Here is a 12,686-nt window from a genome sequence, read left to right as displayed (position 1 = left end):
CGCGCGTTTGACTATGCGCGTGTCACCCGCACCAACGATTTAACAGCCAGTCAGGGGAAAGCACTTGGAGTCCAATCAAGAAAAGCTAGTTGCCTTGCGGCAAGATTTTCACCGCTTTCCGGAACTTGGGTTCGATGAGACCCGCACCAAGGCCAAAGTAGCGGAATTTCTGCGCGATCTCGGATTGGACGTTCACGAGGGCGTCGGCGTCGTGGGGGTGTTGAAAGCGGGTACAGGCAACCGGGCCATCGGGCTGCGCGCTGATATGGATGCCCTGCCAATCCATGAGACCAGCCAGCACGATTACCCCTCGGAGACCGACGGCGTGATGCATGCCTGTGGGCATGACGGCCACATGTCGATGTTGCTGGGCGCCGCGCAGGAACTGGCTGCTGATCCCGTTTTCGATGGCACAATAGTTTTTGTGTTCCAGCCCAATGAAGAACACGGGCTCGGCGCGCGGGCGATGATTGATGAAGGGGTTCTGGAACAGTTTCCGGTGGACGAAATTTATGCCATTCACAACTTACCCGGCGCCCCTGTTGGGCAGGTATCGACGCGGACCGGGTTGATCTGTTCCTCAGAAAGCCTGTTCGAGATTGCCATCACCGGGCAGGGCGGCCATGCCTCGATGCCGCAAGCAGGGCGCGATGCGATCACCATTGGCGCGGACATGGTACAGGCATTGCAGACCATCGTATCGCGCAAACTTGCCCCCGGTGCCGGGGCAGTGGTGTCCGTGACCGAGTTTCTGACCGATGGGCAGCGCAATGTTCTGCCGGGACATGCGACTTTGAAAGGCGACGTGCGCGCCCGCAGCCCCGAAGACCGCATCACTATCGAGGGCCTGATGCGCGAAATCGCACGCGGTGTGGCCATCGCGCACGGGGTCTCGGTCGATGTCACGTTCAACACGGAATTCATCGAAACAATCAATGCCGAGGAACCCACACAGGCCGTTGTTCGGGCTGCACGATCCATCGGTGCCGATACCATCCCCGACCGCCAACCCATGAGCTTTTCCGAAGATTTCGCCCATTTCAGCGCGGCCGTTCCAGGCTGTTTTCTGCTGATGGGGAATGGCGAAACCGGACCGCATGGGCAACCGCTGCACTCCAGCGATTACGATTTCAATGATGAATTGCTACCCTTGGGGGCCGATTTCTGGACCGCGCTTGCGCGCGATCGTTTGCCCGCAAGGGACTGAACCGAAGCGGCCCCAATGGATGAGGGCGCAATAGGTTTCAGGCTTGCTGTTCCTCAGCATCGCCCGGCGCATCCAGAAACTCTGCCCACAACTCGGTATCCAATCCGTTCACAAACGGCTCGAACTCATCCGCCACCGCCTGCCAGCCCCCGACTGAGGCGGCATTGACGGGCTTACGCGCCTGCAGGTTACTGGCTGTCCTGATCGCGTTCGGCGATTGGTCCGGCGACAGCATCGCGTCCTCAAAGGACAGATCGCAAATCTGAGCCAGTTCTTTTGCGGTTTCTTCCAGATTGCCCACCAACGTCTCGTACCGAACGTCGTGAATCCGCCCCGGTAGAACCTTGTGCCAATGCTGCATATAGCGCTGATACCGGTTGGCCTCGGCTGCCATCCAGTCCAGGTCATGGGTGTAATACAACCCGCCTGCACCAAAATTCGCGCGCCACATGGACAGCGCAACATCGCGCGGGTCACGCAGGACGTTGACGATCACGGCATTGGGGAATGCATGCGCAATCTCGCCCAGAAAAGCGTAGTTGCCCGGTGCCTTGTCCACAAAAGCCACGGCCCCATCGGCCAACGACGGCAGCTTGCCCAAATAGTGATCAGCCAGCTTATGAGCCGCGCGCCATTCGGGCGATTGCGCTTCGGCCTGTCTGGCCCATTCGTGAACGGATGCCAGCTCACCCAAACCCTGAACAGCGGAGTGACGGGCCAAAATACGCTCGACCAGTGTGGTGCCCGACCGGGGTAGACCAACCACGAAAATCGGCCTGGCACTGTTCTTGGGTGGTATGGGCTCGGCTGCGGGCAGAGGGGCGGCCAGCCGTTTGTCGCATTCCTGTGCGCTGCGTTCTTCCCAGGAATCAAAACCCGCACGCTGCAGCAAATGAGCCTCGGACAAGTGCTGCATTTCAAGCGACGTGTTCTTTTCCCGGCGCGCCAGGCTGGCCGAAGCAAAGCAGAGCATCACGGCATCCTTCGGGTTTGCCACGCCACGCTCCTGCGCAGCTGCGATCTGCGTCTTCAGCGTCGCAGCATCCTCGAAGGTCAGGTTGGGCAACCCCGCCATCAGTTCAAGCGCCTCAGGGTGACCGGGCGCCAGCGCCAAGGCCGCGCGCAGGTTCTTTAACATCTCGCCAAGCTGGCCCAGACCCACCTGCGATCTGGCCAGACGTAACAGGCCGGGCAGAAACCTTGGGTTCTTTCGAACCAGCGCTGTCAGCACGTCCACAGCGCTATCCCATTGCTGCATCACGTCCAGTGCATCCGCCTTCAGAATTAGCGCATTCACATTGGCGGGTTCGCGTTTCAGGACTTTTTCGATGACGACAAGGGCTTTTTCCGCTTCTTGCACTTGCAGCAGGGCCAGCGCCTGAATGAACTGCTGCGCCGGGCTGAGAGGGCCACGTGCGCGGATTTTCTCCAGAAACTTCAAGGCAGCAGCCGGTTCACCGCCTTGAATCAAGCTCAGACCATAGTTCTGGATCAGTTCGGCATTGCCGGGGTCCAGCCGCCAAGCGCGTTCAAAATACATCTGGGCTTGCTTGAAGTTCTGTTGCTGAATTGCGCACAGACCGGCAATTCGGGGCAAGGCCGCAGCCTTAGGCCATTTCTTGGCCGCCTTGGTGGCACGTTTAAAGGCCTGATCCAGCCGACCAGCCTGGAGAAGCGCGCTGATATTGGTGATTTCGGCTCTCAACTGGTCTGCTTTTCTTTGCATTTGCACGCCTTCCCCTGTTTCGCGCAACCGCGCAGCCTTGCTTTGTGCTAGTTGAAAATTACCTGAGGGTCTATATGCGATCAGGTACCGGATCGGGCCCGGACTTGACATTACGACCCAACGCCCTCTGGTACTTTCTGCACAAGCAGCGTAAAAGGAGTGCTGCGCGAAACATTTGGAGCCTCGCATCCATGAAAGAACATCGTGGCCGTCTGACCAAGGATGGCATCCGCATCTATGAACAAGGTGACTTTGCTGGCATGCACGCGGCAGGGGCACTGGCTGCGCGGATACTCGACGATATTGCGGATCATGTCTTTCCCGGCCAATCCACCGGTGAGATCGACCGCCTGATCACCCAGATGGTCGAGGATGCAGGCGCGACGTCGGCCACCATTGGCTACAAAGGGTATCAGCACGCAAGCTGCATCAGCGTGAATCACGTGGTCTGCCACGGCATCCCCGGCGACAAGCGGCTGAAGGATGGCGACATCCTGAATATCGACGTCACCGTCATCGTTGACGGCTGGTTCGGCGATACTTCGCGCATGTTTGTGGCAGGCAAACTGCCCCGCAAGGCAGAACGCCTGATCCAGGTGACCCATGACGCGCTGTTCAAAGGCATCGAGATGGTCAAGCCGGGCAACACCTTCGGCGATATTGGCCACGCGATTCAGGCTTATGTCGAAGCGCACCGGATGAGCGTTGTCCGCGATTTCTGTGGCCACGGGCTGGGTCGCGTATTTCACGCCCCGCCCAACGTGCTGCACTATGGCCGTCCGGGGACCGGAGCGAAACTGGAAGAAGGTATGTTCTTCACCATCGAGCCGATGGTCAATCTGGGCCGACCCGAGACCAAGACACTGGCCGACGACTGGACCGCCGTGACCCGCGACAAGTCACTGTCGGCACAGTTCGAACATTCGGTGGGTGTGACGGCAGATGGAGTTGAGATCTTTACCCTGTCACCAGGCAACAAGTTTCACCCGACCTATTCGTCCTGATCGGCGGCCTGATCGCGCAGCAGTTTCAGCAGCAATGTCTCATCCCGCCACGGCGTCACGGCGTCGTGGATGAACACCGGCGCGCGCAGTGGTTTGCGTTCGGGGGCGGTGGCCGAGTCCGTATCCTGTGAAAGGGTCCAGATCGAAGGTGTCAGGGTGCGGTCCATGCCCCGGATGCTAACACGCCCGGGTCAGATTCCCAAAAGCCCCGGAACCTCGGTCATGTCGGTAAAAATCTCGGCCCCAAGCTCTGCCAGCGCCTCATCCTGCCCGTGTGGCGCATAGGCCAGACAGCGCATGCCCGCACGTTTGGCCGCCATCACGCCGTTCTGGCTGTCTTCGATCACCACCGGCGCGTGGGCCCCGAACTGATCGGCAGCCATCTGGAACATGACAGGGTCAGGCTTGGCCGTACCCAAAACATGGGCCGAATACATCGCCTCGCTAAAACGTTCCCACAATCCGTTCTGACCCAGAGTGATCTTCATCTTATCCGGGCTTCCGTTGGACGCCACGCAGAAGGGGATGCCCTTGGCGTCCAGCGCGGTCAGCAATTCCGGAATCCCCCGCACCAGATCCACACCTTGCCTCAGACGGTCATAGGTTTCTGCATAAACCTCATCGACCCAATCCTCGGGCAGGTTCGCACCCAGCGCGCGCGCCTTGTCGCGAACCCCGGTCATCGTGCCCCCAAGGAAAAACCCTACGCTGTCTTCCAGCGTCAGGTTCAACCCGTAGCGCCCAAGATTGTCGACCAGCACCTGATTGGACAGAGGCTCACTGTCCACCAGAACGCCGTCGCAATCGAAAATGACCAAATCGTGCATCTCTGCCCTCGTTGTTTTGCACTGTGCCTAGCGAACGGTGGGAACAGGTGCAAACCGGGCGTCAGCGTATCCTTGCCCGCAGGGTTTCAGCCTGAAACATTTCGCCACATCAATGAGAAATGCGTGTCGCCATATTTCCGGCTGTCATGCAGATCGAACCCCTGCGGCGCTGTCATGGGGCTGTTTTCCTCCCATACGATCAGCGCGTCATCGGCAATCCAGCCATTGGACAAGGCGGCGATGGCCTTTTGTCCCAGAGATTTTCCGTAAGGCGGGTCCAGAAAGATCAGGTCATAGGGCGCACCTTGATTTTCACCCAACCGCGTGGCGTCGCGGCGGATCAGGTCAGTTCGGTCGGCACAGCGGGTCAGGTCGATATTCTTGCGGATCAGCCCCTGCGCCACGCGCCCGTCATCCACAAACGTCACATGTGCAGCGCCGCGCGACAGCGCCTCAAGCCCCAGCGCGCCGGTTCCGGCAAACAGGTCCAGCACGCGCAGCCCGTCAAAGTCGATCTGATGACCCAACACGTTGAACAGGCTCTCGCGCACCCGGTCGGTGGTGGGACGCAGATGTGCGCCCGCATCCCCTTTGCCAACCGAGGCCAAGGCCCGGCCCCGGAACTCTCCGGCGATGATCCTCACGCTTTGAGCAGCGGTTTCAGATCCGCATCAGGGTCGGCAACCACGGCCGGATCAGCGGTTTTGCCCGCCTCAATCAGGCGCTTGCCAACCATATACGCGCGCGGATCATTCATCGCGTCCACCGCGATCAGCTGATCGCCATTGTAATACCAGAAGGACACGGTCTGACCCTCGCCCTGACGGGTCACCACGCGGTCATAGCCGGTGTTCAGACCCGCGATCTGCAGTTTGACGTCATACTGATCCGACCAGAACCAAGGCGTCGCGACATAGTCCTTGGCTGCGCCCAGCATGTTCTGGGCTACGATCTCGGCCTGATCAATCGCGTTCGGCACGCTTTCCAGACGAATACGGGCGTCGCCATGTGGGAAGGACGCGCAATCCCCTGCTGCCCAGATCGACGAATTCGATGTACGACCATGCGCGTCAGTCTTGATGCCGTTGTCCAGCTCTAGCCCCGCCATCTCGGCCAGTTGGGTTGATGGGACGATGCCCACACCAACAACAACAAAATCGACCTCGATCTCGGTGCCGTCGGTCAGAACCGCACCAACCACATTGCCGTTGTCGCCCACCAGGCGATCCAACCCGACACCTTCGCGGATATCGGCACCATATTCACTGTGCAACGCGCGGAAGTAATCGCTGGTCTCGGGCGCGGCGACCCGTTGCAGGATGCGGTCAGCCATCTCGACCAGAGTAACCTTGACCCCGCGCTTGGCGCAGACAGCCGCGGCCTCAAGCCCGATATAGCCGCCGCCTACGATCAGGGCGCGCGCGCCATCTTTCACGCGGGGCTCCATCTCGTCGATATGGGCCAGATCGCGCACCACGTGGACACCTTTAAGATCGCCGCCAATCGCAGCAGGCAGGTAGCGCGGGTCCGACCCGGTGGTCAGGGCCAGTTCGTCATATGCGATGACCTCATCCCCCACGGTCACGGTTTTGGCCTGCGGATCAATCGCCGTCACGCGCTGACCCAAACGCAAGGTGATATTGCTCTCGGCATAGAAGCTTTCGGGCCGCAGGAACAGGCGCTCCAGCTCCATTTCACCCAGCAGATAAGCCTTGGACAGCGGCGGGCGCTGATAAGGCAGATGCGGCTCGGCCCCGATCAGAGTAATCTCCCCTTCGAACCCGTCTTTGCGCAGCCTGGCAACAAGCGACGACCCCGCCTGCCCGGCACCGATGACGACAATATGGCTCATGTTCCTCCCACCGTGTCGAATTCCCGTGGTCTCATCCACGCGACCACCTATATTGCGGCTGAGCCCGACTCTGCAAATCCAAACGACAGGAGCTTAAAAAATGATTTCAACAGGTGAGACACTGCCCGACGCCACACTGACGCAACTGGGCGCAGACGGCCCCGAAGAGGTGCGGATTTCGGACAAAACCAAAGGGCGCAAAGTGGTGATCTTTGCGGTGCCCGGCGCATACACGCCGACCTGCAGTTCGGCCCATGTGCCCAGCTTCATTCGCACCAAAGACAAGTTTGCCGCCAAGGGCGTGGATGAGATCATCTGCGTTTCGGTCAACGACCCGTTTGTTATGAAAGCCTGGGGCGAGGCCACAGGCGCGGCCGATGCGGGCCTGACTATGCTGGGCGATGCATCAGCCGAATTCACCAAGGCCATTGGCATGGAATTCGACGCCCCGCCCGCCGGACTGTATGCCCGGTCCAAACGCTATGCCATGCTGGTCGAAGACGGCAAGGTCACTGCGCTGAACCTGGAAGAAAGCCCTGGCACCTGCGAGATTTCGGCGGGCGAAACTCTGCTGGATGCAATCTGATCCTGCGCGCGGCCCCGGGTCACCTCGGGGCCACAAACGCTATTTAACTTGATGCAACGCCCTGATCAGCCAATAGTTGTGGCATACAATCAGGGAGTTCATTGATGAAACTGAAAGTATTCACTCTATTACTGGGCACGGCGGGGGCATTGGCCGCCTGCGGCCCGGCACCCACCCCTCAACAACAGGCGGCGCGGCAGCATGAAATCGCATGTCTCAGCGGATCACTGGGCGGTGCGCTAATCGGCGGCGCGATCGGCAATCAGTTCGGTGGCGGATCAGGCAAATCCATCCTGACCGCGGCGGGCGCGGCCGCTGGCGCGATTGAAGGCAACAGATACGCATGCTGAGGAGAGCCGAGATGACACGTGGAATTTTGATTGCTGCCGCCCTTGTGCTGGCCAGTGCAGCCACCGCCGAAACCGTGGGCGAGTTGCATGAAAACGAACTGAAAGCCATCGACAAGAACAATGACGGTTTCTTATCCCGTGACGAGTTCGATGCCTTTTCCGATTATGCCTTTCAGGAAATGGATGACGACAAGAACGGCACGCTGGGCTTGGACGAAGCCAAACCGTTTCTGGACATAAAACAGTTTCAGGACGTTGACCGCGACAATGATGACTTTATCTCTCGGGCGGAATACGACGCGCAGATGAACGACGATTTCAACGCGGCGGATAAGAACGGCAACGGTCAACTGGACTAGCAACAGGAGCGCACGATGAACAAATGGATCAGTTTGGGTGCGCTTTTTCTGCTTGTAGCGTGTGATGCGCCGCAAGCGCCGCTGGTGACCGGACCAGACGGTCTAGAACGAATTCAGATCAATACATCCGGACTGACCTGTTACAAAACCCGCTGTCTGGATATTAACCCGGCCGCGCGCAGTGTCCGTCAGATCGGAAACCGGACGACCGGCATTCCGCGCAACATCGATGTAAGCAGTGGCACAGTAACACCCGCCGAGTTCGAGCAGATGGGCATTACCGCATCGCTTGCGGGCGGGGTCGGGTCAGGCAACCGCTAGCACAGGCTGTCCATCTTGCGCGCCAGCTTTGCATCCAGCGCCGAAATGCCACCAACATCATGGGTGGCCAGCGTCACTTCGACGGTGCGATAGACGTTGGACCATTCGGGGTGGTGATTCCACTTTTCAGCAAAAATAGCCACCTGCGTCATCCAGCCAAAGGCATGCACGAAATCTTCGAAGATAAAGGTCTTGGTGATCGCATCCCGGTCTTCGACCATGGTCCAGCCGTTGTTGAACAGCGGGTCCAAAAGCGGTCCGCGAGTCTCGGGCGACAATAGTTCGGTCATTGCTGTTCCTCCGGGTTCGATTTCCTGAACGGGCCGTATTCCGTCAGAATCTCAATCTCTTGTCCCACTGCGTGGGCCTCGGCGTCCAGATATTTCTTGATCGCATCGGCAAAGCCGGGGTCGGCGACCCAATGCAAGCTATGCGTGCGCATAGGCAGATAGCCCCGCGCCAGCTTGTGTTCGCCTTGCGCGCCAGCCTCGACACGGGCCAATCCTTCGGCAATGGCAAAGTCGATCGCCCTATAGTAGCACAATTCAAAATGCAGGCAGGGGTGATGTTCGACGCAGCCCCAATAGCGGCCATAAAGCGTTTCGCGTCCAATGAAATTCAGTGCCCCGGCAATCGGATAGCCATTGCGTTCCGCCAGAACCAACGCCATATCATCCGTCATGGTTTCCTGAGCGATATCAAAGAATTGCCGCGTCAGGTAAGGTGACCCCCATTTCCGTGCACCAGTGTCCTGATAGAACCGCCAGAACGCGTCCCAATGTTCCGGGCGCAAGTCATCACCGGTTAATGTGCAAATTTCACCGCCAAAACCGCAGGCTTGCGCACGTTCCTTGCGGATATTCTTGCGCTTGCGCGAGGACAAGGCCGCCAGAAACCCGTCAAAATCTGCATACTGATCGTTGAGCCAGTGAAACTGTTGCGACTGGCGCAGCAACAGGCCCATTTGCTCACCCGCCAGCGCCTCGTCCTCGGTGCAGAACGTGGCATGAACCGAAGACACCCGGTTATCGGCTGCAATCTGTACCGCCCCTTGCACCAGGGCAGACATGCCCGGTACCTCGTACCCCGGTCGCACCAGAAACCGCCGCCCGGTAGCCGGGGTGAACGGCACCGCAATCTGCAGTTTGGGATAATACCGCCCGCCGGCGTTTTCATAGGCATGAGCCCAGCTGTGGTCGAAGATATATTCGCCCTGACTGTGCGATTTGGCGTACATCGGCGCAGCCGCGATCAGCATCCCATCCAAATAAGCCGTCAGGTATTGCGGCTGCCAACCAGTGCCACGCCCGACCGAACCACTGTTTTCCAGCGCCAGCAGGAATCGATGCGTGGTAAAGGGATCAAGCGGCCTCCCTCCGTCGGCGGCTTCGGGGCAGGCGCAGGCATCCCATTCGGTCGCAGAAATCTGCGAAAGCGATCCCAGAACCTGAACTTCGATTTGCGCCTGATCCATGTGCCCTCCGCGTCTGATCTTTATCTGTGACACCGAGGGGCAGGTTCAACCCGGATGTGGCGCCAAATACCCTTCGAAGGTCACGTTATCGGCAACCGTTCGGGCCTGAGCCTCTTGCTCGGCCGAGCGTACGGTCCAACACAGAACCGGCACGCCGCGCGCTTTCAGTTCGGCCACGCGGGGGCGGGACAGATCGGCGACCTCATGGCTGATAAAGCTGGCGCCGACCCTGTCGAAATCGGGTATGTCGCGCAGGTGATCGCAGACCTTCTGCGGCAACAACTCGACCTTGGGCTGGTAAGAACAGGTCACCAAACCGCGCGGCAGATGGGGGGCAAGACGCGCCAGTTCGGCCACGCTGTTGGGATTGAAAGACATCAAGGCCACCGGTCCGTCATACCCCTGCAAGGCCCGCACTGCGTCAGCCTCAAGTGATCCGACATTGGGACCCATCGCGCCGTCCTGATCCTTGAACTCGATCAGCAGGGGAACCTTGCCGTCCACCAGTGCAAGCACGTCGTCCAGCGTCGGAATACCATCATCAGCATGCAGCAGCTGCGTCGCCTGCGCCTGTGTCGCCGTCACCTGCTGAATGGGGCCGGGTTGCCCGGTCAGGCGTGTCATGTCGTAATCATGAAACACCATTGCCCGGCTGTCCGAGGTCCGCTGCAGATCAATCTCGATCCCATACCCGGCCTCGACAGCGGCACGGATGGCCGCCCGGCTGTTTTCCGGGCGGTTTTCCGAAAGGTCATGCAGCGCCCGATGCGCGATCGGGGCCTGCAGGAATACAGACGGCAAAGGCGGTGTCATTGAACCTCGAAAATACCTTCGATTTCGACGGCCACGCCCAGCGGCAGTGCCGCGGCGCTGACGGCCGAGCGGGAATGACGGCCAGCCTCGCCCAGCGCCTCGACCAGGAAATCCGACGCCCCGTTGATCACCTGGGGCTGTGCTGTGAAATCGGCGGTCGAGTTCACGAAACCGGTCAGCTTGATCACTTTCACCAGCTTATCGATGTCACCGCCACAGGCTGCCTTGACCTGCGCCAGCAGATTGATGGCGCAAACCTTCGCGGCAGAGGCACCGGCTTCGATTTCCATGTCATCGCCCAACTTGCCGGTGATCAGATCGTCATCCTTGGAAATCTGGCCCGAGACATAGACGATGTTGCCCACCCGAACGAAGGGCACGTAGTTCGCCGCTGGCGCAGGCGCGTCCGGCAGGGTGACGCCCAGGCTTTCCAGTTTTGCTGCGATGCTCATGAAGTTTCCTCCCAATCTTTGAGTCGGAGCGAAGCTAACCGGGAAGACCGGGATCGGAAAGTACGAAAACGGGGATGGACGACCCAGAGCGGTCAGCGTAACTCTTCCTATGCCGAACAGTTGAACCTGTACCACTTTACGTAAGTACGTCGCACAGGTTAAACGCTTGTTGTTTCATACTGGTTGCGAAACGTATATGTGACATCGGATTGGGCCGTGTTAAGTGGCCACAGGCAGTATTGATTGATAGTTCGGGTCCAATGAACCCGAATGTTTAGGAGTGGCAAAGACCGTGTTGAGCAGACCCCGCCTTAAGCACCTGATCGCCCTGTCCGTGATGGGATTTCTTAGCGCCTGCGCCACGCGACCACCGGAAGGGGCGCCGCCGAATGAGGTATTCGATCCCTATGAGAACACCAACCGCGGCATCCACAAGTTCAATCTGGGCGTCGACCGGTTTCTGTTCCGTCCGGCATCGAAAGGCTATGTCAAGATCGTGCCCGATCCGATGGTGACCAGCTTTAACCATTTCGCCGAAAACCTGACGATGCCCGGGCAGGCACTGGACTATCTGTTGCAGGGCAATGTCAAACAATCCGGCAACGCATTGCTGCGTTTTGTGGTCAATACCACTGTGGGCGGCTTGGGCTTGTCTGACCCCGCCGACGAGTTGAACCTGCCGCCTGTGGATACCGATTTCGGCGAAACCCTGCATATCTGGGGCGTTGGCGAAGGTGCGTATGTCGAACTGCCCTTTTACGGACCGTCAACCCAGCGCGATGCGATCGGTGTTGTGGTTAACCTCTTCTCTAACCCGATCAATTTCTCTCCGGTGCGTCCGGTCGATAATATTGGTGTATATGCCGAGGTTGTCCGCCGCATGGGTGATCGGGGCCGGTTCTCAGACACGGTGGATTCGATCCTGTATGAAAGCGCTGACAGCTATGCGCAGGCACAGACAATTTTCATTCAGAACCGCCGATTTGAACTGGCACGCGATGATGAGGACGCCTATCTGGGTCTGTATGATGACCCTTATGCAGATATCGGGACTGACCCAGTCAGGGACCCCTACCTAGACCCCTACGAGGACCCCTATGCCGAATAACAATCTGAATAGACGCGGTTTTATCGCCACCGGCCTGGCCGGATTGGCACTGACCGCCCTGCCCGCTTTTGCCCAGACCGAAGCCAGCGCCAAGGCGTTGGTTGTCAGTGTCGTGGACGATATCAACCGCGTGATCGCCTCGGGCAAACCTGAAAAGGCGATGATCCGTGATTTTGAAAAGATCTTCGTGCAATATGCCGACGTGCCGATCATGGCGCGCTATGTGCTGGGGGCCGATGGCCGATCAGCCAGCCCCTCGCAGATCAAGCAATTCACCAGCGCGTTTCAGGGCTATATTTCCAACAAATATGGCCGCCGCTTCCGTGAATTCATTGGCGGTCAGGTCACCGTTCGCAATGCCCGTAAGATCAAGGCAGGCTATGAGGTACGCACCTCGGTCAAGTTGCAAGGCTCATCCCCGTTCGAGGTAACCTTCCTGGTGTCGGACAAATCGGGCCGTGACAAGTTCTTCAACATGTTCATCGAAGGTGTGAATATGCTGCTGACCGAACGGACCGAGATCGGTGCCATGCTGGATGCGCGCGGCGGTGATCTGAACCGTCTGATCAAGGATATGAAGCGGAACAAGGTCAGCTGATCCGGTTCA

At 58.9% G+C, this 12,686-nt stretch carries 17 protein-coding genes; 8 read left to right on the top strand and 9 right to left on the bottom strand.

Features of this window, described 5'->3' with window-relative positions; genetic code table 11:
• Nucleotides 1–64: 64 nt before the first annotated feature.
• Nucleotides 65–1,207, top strand: coding sequence for an amidohydrolase (locus AB1A64_RS18440; RefSeq protein ID WP_366553003.1), 1,143 nt, complete (start codon nucleotides 65–67; stop codon nucleotides 1,205–1,207).
• A gap of 37 nt (nucleotides 1,208–1,244) precedes the next feature.
• On the opposite strand, the gene AB1A64_RS18435 is transcribed toward AB1A64_RS18440, so the two are convergent.
• A complete protein-coding gene (locus AB1A64_RS18435) occupies nucleotides 1,245–2,933 on the bottom strand; it encodes a sulfotransferase (RefSeq protein ID WP_366553001.1) in 1,689 nt (562 codons plus the stop codon).
• Nucleotides 2,934–3,124: 191 nt separating this feature from the next.
• Here AB1A64_RS18435 and map point away from each other — a divergent pair, with 191 nt between their 5' ends.
• Nucleotides 3,125–3,937 carry a type I methionyl aminopeptidase gene (gene map / locus AB1A64_RS18430; RefSeq protein ID WP_366552999.1) on the top strand — a complete coding sequence of 271 codons (813 nt, stop codon included), beginning with the start codon at nucleotides 3,125–3,127 and terminating at the stop codon, nucleotides 3,935–3,937.
• Here the strand turns inward: map and AB1A64_RS18425 are convergent.
• The 4 genes from AB1A64_RS18425 to AB1A64_RS18410 form a co-directional block, all read right to left on the bottom strand.
• Complete coding sequence (locus AB1A64_RS18425) at nucleotides 3,925–4,104, bottom strand: hypothetical protein (protein WP_366552997.1); 180 nt, start codon at nucleotides 4,102–4,104, stop codon at nucleotides 3,925–3,927. The genes map and AB1A64_RS18425 overlap by 13 nt on opposite strands.
• 24 nt (nucleotides 4,105–4,128) lie before the next feature.
• Nucleotides 4,129–4,764 (bottom strand): HAD family phosphatase, encoded by a 636-nt coding sequence (locus tag AB1A64_RS18420; protein WP_366552995.1) that lies wholly within the window; start codon nucleotides 4,762–4,764, stop codon nucleotides 4,129–4,131.
• Between the two features lie 86 nt (nucleotides 4,765–4,850).
• Nucleotides 4,851–5,408 carry a 16S rRNA (guanine(966)-N(2))-methyltransferase RsmD gene (gene rsmD, locus AB1A64_RS18415; protein WP_366552993.1) on the bottom strand — a complete coding sequence of 186 codons (558 nt, stop codon included), beginning with the start codon at nucleotides 5,406–5,408 and terminating at the stop codon, nucleotides 4,851–4,853.
• Nucleotides 5,405–6,616: an FAD/NAD(P)-binding oxidoreductase gene (locus AB1A64_RS18410; protein WP_366552991.1), complete on the bottom strand. Its 1,212-nt coding sequence runs from the start codon at nucleotides 6,614–6,616 to the stop codon at nucleotides 5,405–5,407. Before AB1A64_RS18410 ends, rsmD begins: the two co-directional genes overlap by 4 nt.
• Nucleotides 6,617–6,716: 100 nt before the next feature.
• On the opposite strand from AB1A64_RS18410, the gene AB1A64_RS18405 reads away from it, so the two are divergent.
• The 4 genes from AB1A64_RS18405 (at nucleotide 6,717) to AB1A64_RS18390 (ending at nucleotide 8,232) form a co-directional block, all read left to right on the top strand.
• Nucleotides 6,717–7,202, top strand: a complete 486-nt coding sequence (locus AB1A64_RS18405; RefSeq protein WP_366552989.1) for a peroxiredoxin — start codon at nucleotides 6,717–6,719, stop codon at nucleotides 7,200–7,202.
• A gap of 104 nt (nucleotides 7,203–7,306) precedes the next feature.
• Nucleotides 7,307–7,552 carry a glycine zipper 2TM domain-containing protein gene (locus AB1A64_RS18400; protein ID WP_058282649.1) on the top strand — a complete coding sequence of 82 codons (246 nt, stop codon included), beginning with the start codon at nucleotides 7,307–7,309 and terminating at the stop codon, nucleotides 7,550–7,552.
• 11 nt (nucleotides 7,553–7,563) lie between these two features.
• Nucleotides 7,564–7,911, top strand: a complete 348-nt coding sequence (locus tag AB1A64_RS18395; protein ID WP_366552987.1) for a hypothetical protein — start codon at nucleotides 7,564–7,566, stop codon at nucleotides 7,909–7,911.
• A gap of 15 nt (nucleotides 7,912–7,926) precedes the next feature.
• On the top strand, nucleotides 7,927–8,232 hold the full coding sequence (locus AB1A64_RS18390) for a hypothetical protein (RefSeq protein WP_366552985.1): 306 nt from the start codon (nucleotides 7,927–7,929) through the stop codon (nucleotides 8,230–8,232).
• Here the strand turns inward: AB1A64_RS18390 and AB1A64_RS18385 are convergent.
• From AB1A64_RS18385 to AB1A64_RS18370, 4 genes are read right to left on the bottom strand one after another with little or no spacing between them, the layout of a single operon-like run.
• Nucleotides 8,229–8,522 (bottom strand): 4a-hydroxytetrahydrobiopterin dehydratase, encoded by a 294-nt coding sequence (locus tag AB1A64_RS18385; protein ID WP_170396597.1) that lies wholly within the window; start codon nucleotides 8,520–8,522, stop codon nucleotides 8,229–8,231. The genes AB1A64_RS18390 and AB1A64_RS18385 overlap by 4 nt on opposite strands.
• Entirely contained in the window at nucleotides 8,519–9,706 is a 1,188-nt protein-coding gene (locus AB1A64_RS18380; protein WP_366552983.1) for a GNAT family N-acetyltransferase, read from the bottom strand. The genes AB1A64_RS18385 and AB1A64_RS18380 overlap by 4 nt, the downstream gene beginning before the upstream one ends.
• A 45-nt stretch (nucleotides 9,707–9,751) precedes the next feature.
• Complete coding sequence (locus AB1A64_RS18375) at nucleotides 9,752–10,519, bottom strand: glycerophosphodiester phosphodiesterase family protein (RefSeq protein ID WP_366552981.1); 768 nt, start codon at nucleotides 10,517–10,519, stop codon at nucleotides 9,752–9,754.
• A complete protein-coding gene (locus AB1A64_RS18370; protein ID WP_366552979.1) occupies nucleotides 10,516–10,971 on the bottom strand; it encodes a RidA family protein in 456 nt (151 codons plus the stop codon). Before AB1A64_RS18370 ends, AB1A64_RS18375 begins: the two co-directional genes overlap by 4 nt.
• A gap of 337 nt (nucleotides 10,972–11,308) precedes the next feature.
• On the opposite strand from AB1A64_RS18370, the gene AB1A64_RS18365 reads away from it, so the two are divergent.
• Complete coding sequence (locus AB1A64_RS18365; protein WP_366553146.1) at nucleotides 11,309–12,079, top strand: VacJ family lipoprotein; 771 nt, start codon at nucleotides 11,309–11,311, stop codon at nucleotides 12,077–12,079.
• Entirely contained in the window at nucleotides 12,069–12,677 is a 609-nt protein-coding gene (locus tag AB1A64_RS18360) for an ABC transporter substrate-binding protein (RefSeq protein ID WP_366552977.1), read from the top strand. The genes AB1A64_RS18365 and AB1A64_RS18360 overlap by 11 nt, the downstream gene beginning before the upstream one ends.
• The last annotated feature ends 9 nt before the right edge of the window (nucleotides 12,678–12,686 follow it).

This window comes from Ruegeria sp. ANG10 (genome assembly GCF_040705255.1).
GTDB lineage: Bacteria > Pseudomonadota > Alphaproteobacteria > Rhodobacterales > Rhodobacteraceae > Ruegeria.
This window is presented reverse-complemented; position numbering and strand designations above follow the sequence as displayed.

Excerpts from the sequence above, each read along its gene's own strand:
- AB1A64_RS18400 (WP_058282649.1), top strand. The coding sequence starts at position 7,307 with ATGAAACTGAAAGTATTCACTCTATTACTGGGCACGGCGGGGGCATTG.
- AB1A64_RS18380 (WP_366552983.1), bottom strand. The coding sequence starts at position 9,706 with ATGGATCAGGCGCAAATCGAAGTTCAGGTTCTGGGATCGCTTTCGCAG.
- AB1A64_RS18395 (WP_366552987.1), top strand. The coding sequence starts at position 7,564 with ATGACACGTGGAATTTTGATTGCTGCCGCCCTTGTGCTGGCCAGTGCA.
- AB1A64_RS18365 (WP_366553146.1), top strand. The coding sequence starts at position 11,309 with ATGGGATTTCTTAGCGCCTGCGCCACGCGACCACCGGAAGGGGCGCCG.
- map (WP_366552999.1), top strand. The coding sequence starts at position 3,125 with ATGAAAGAACATCGTGGCCGTCTGACCAAGGATGGCATCCGCATCTAT.
- AB1A64_RS18375 (WP_366552981.1), bottom strand. The coding sequence starts at position 10,519 with ATGACACCGCCTTTGCCGTCTGTATTCCTGCAGGCCCCGATCGCGCAT.
- AB1A64_RS18435 (WP_366553001.1), bottom strand. The coding sequence starts at position 2,933 with ATGCAAAGAAAAGCAGACCAGTTGAGAGCCGAAATCACCAATATCAGC.
- AB1A64_RS18425 (WP_366552997.1), bottom strand. The coding sequence starts at position 4,104 with ATGGACCGCACCCTGACACCTTCGATCTGGACCCTTTCACAGGATACG.
- AB1A64_RS18360 (WP_366552977.1), top strand. The coding sequence starts at position 12,069 with ATGCCGAATAACAATCTGAATAGACGCGGTTTTATCGCCACCGGCCTG.
- AB1A64_RS18385 (WP_170396597.1), bottom strand. The coding sequence starts at position 8,522 with ATGACCGAACTATTGTCGCCCGAGACTCGCGGACCGCTTTTGGACCCG.
- AB1A64_RS18405 (WP_366552989.1), top strand. The coding sequence starts at position 6,717 with ATGATTTCAACAGGTGAGACACTGCCCGACGCCACACTGACGCAACTG.
- AB1A64_RS18390 (WP_366552985.1), top strand. The coding sequence starts at position 7,927 with ATGAACAAATGGATCAGTTTGGGTGCGCTTTTTCTGCTTGTAGCGTGT.
- AB1A64_RS18410 (WP_366552991.1), bottom strand. The coding sequence starts at position 6,616 with ATGAGCCATATTGTCGTCATCGGTGCCGGGCAGGCGGGGTCGTCGCTT.
- AB1A64_RS18370 (WP_366552979.1), bottom strand. The coding sequence starts at position 10,971 with ATGAGCATCGCAGCAAAACTGGAAAGCCTGGGCGTCACCCTGCCGGAC.
- AB1A64_RS18420 (WP_366552995.1), bottom strand. The coding sequence starts at position 4,764 with ATGCACGATTTGGTCATTTTCGATTGCGACGGCGTTCTGGTGGACAGT.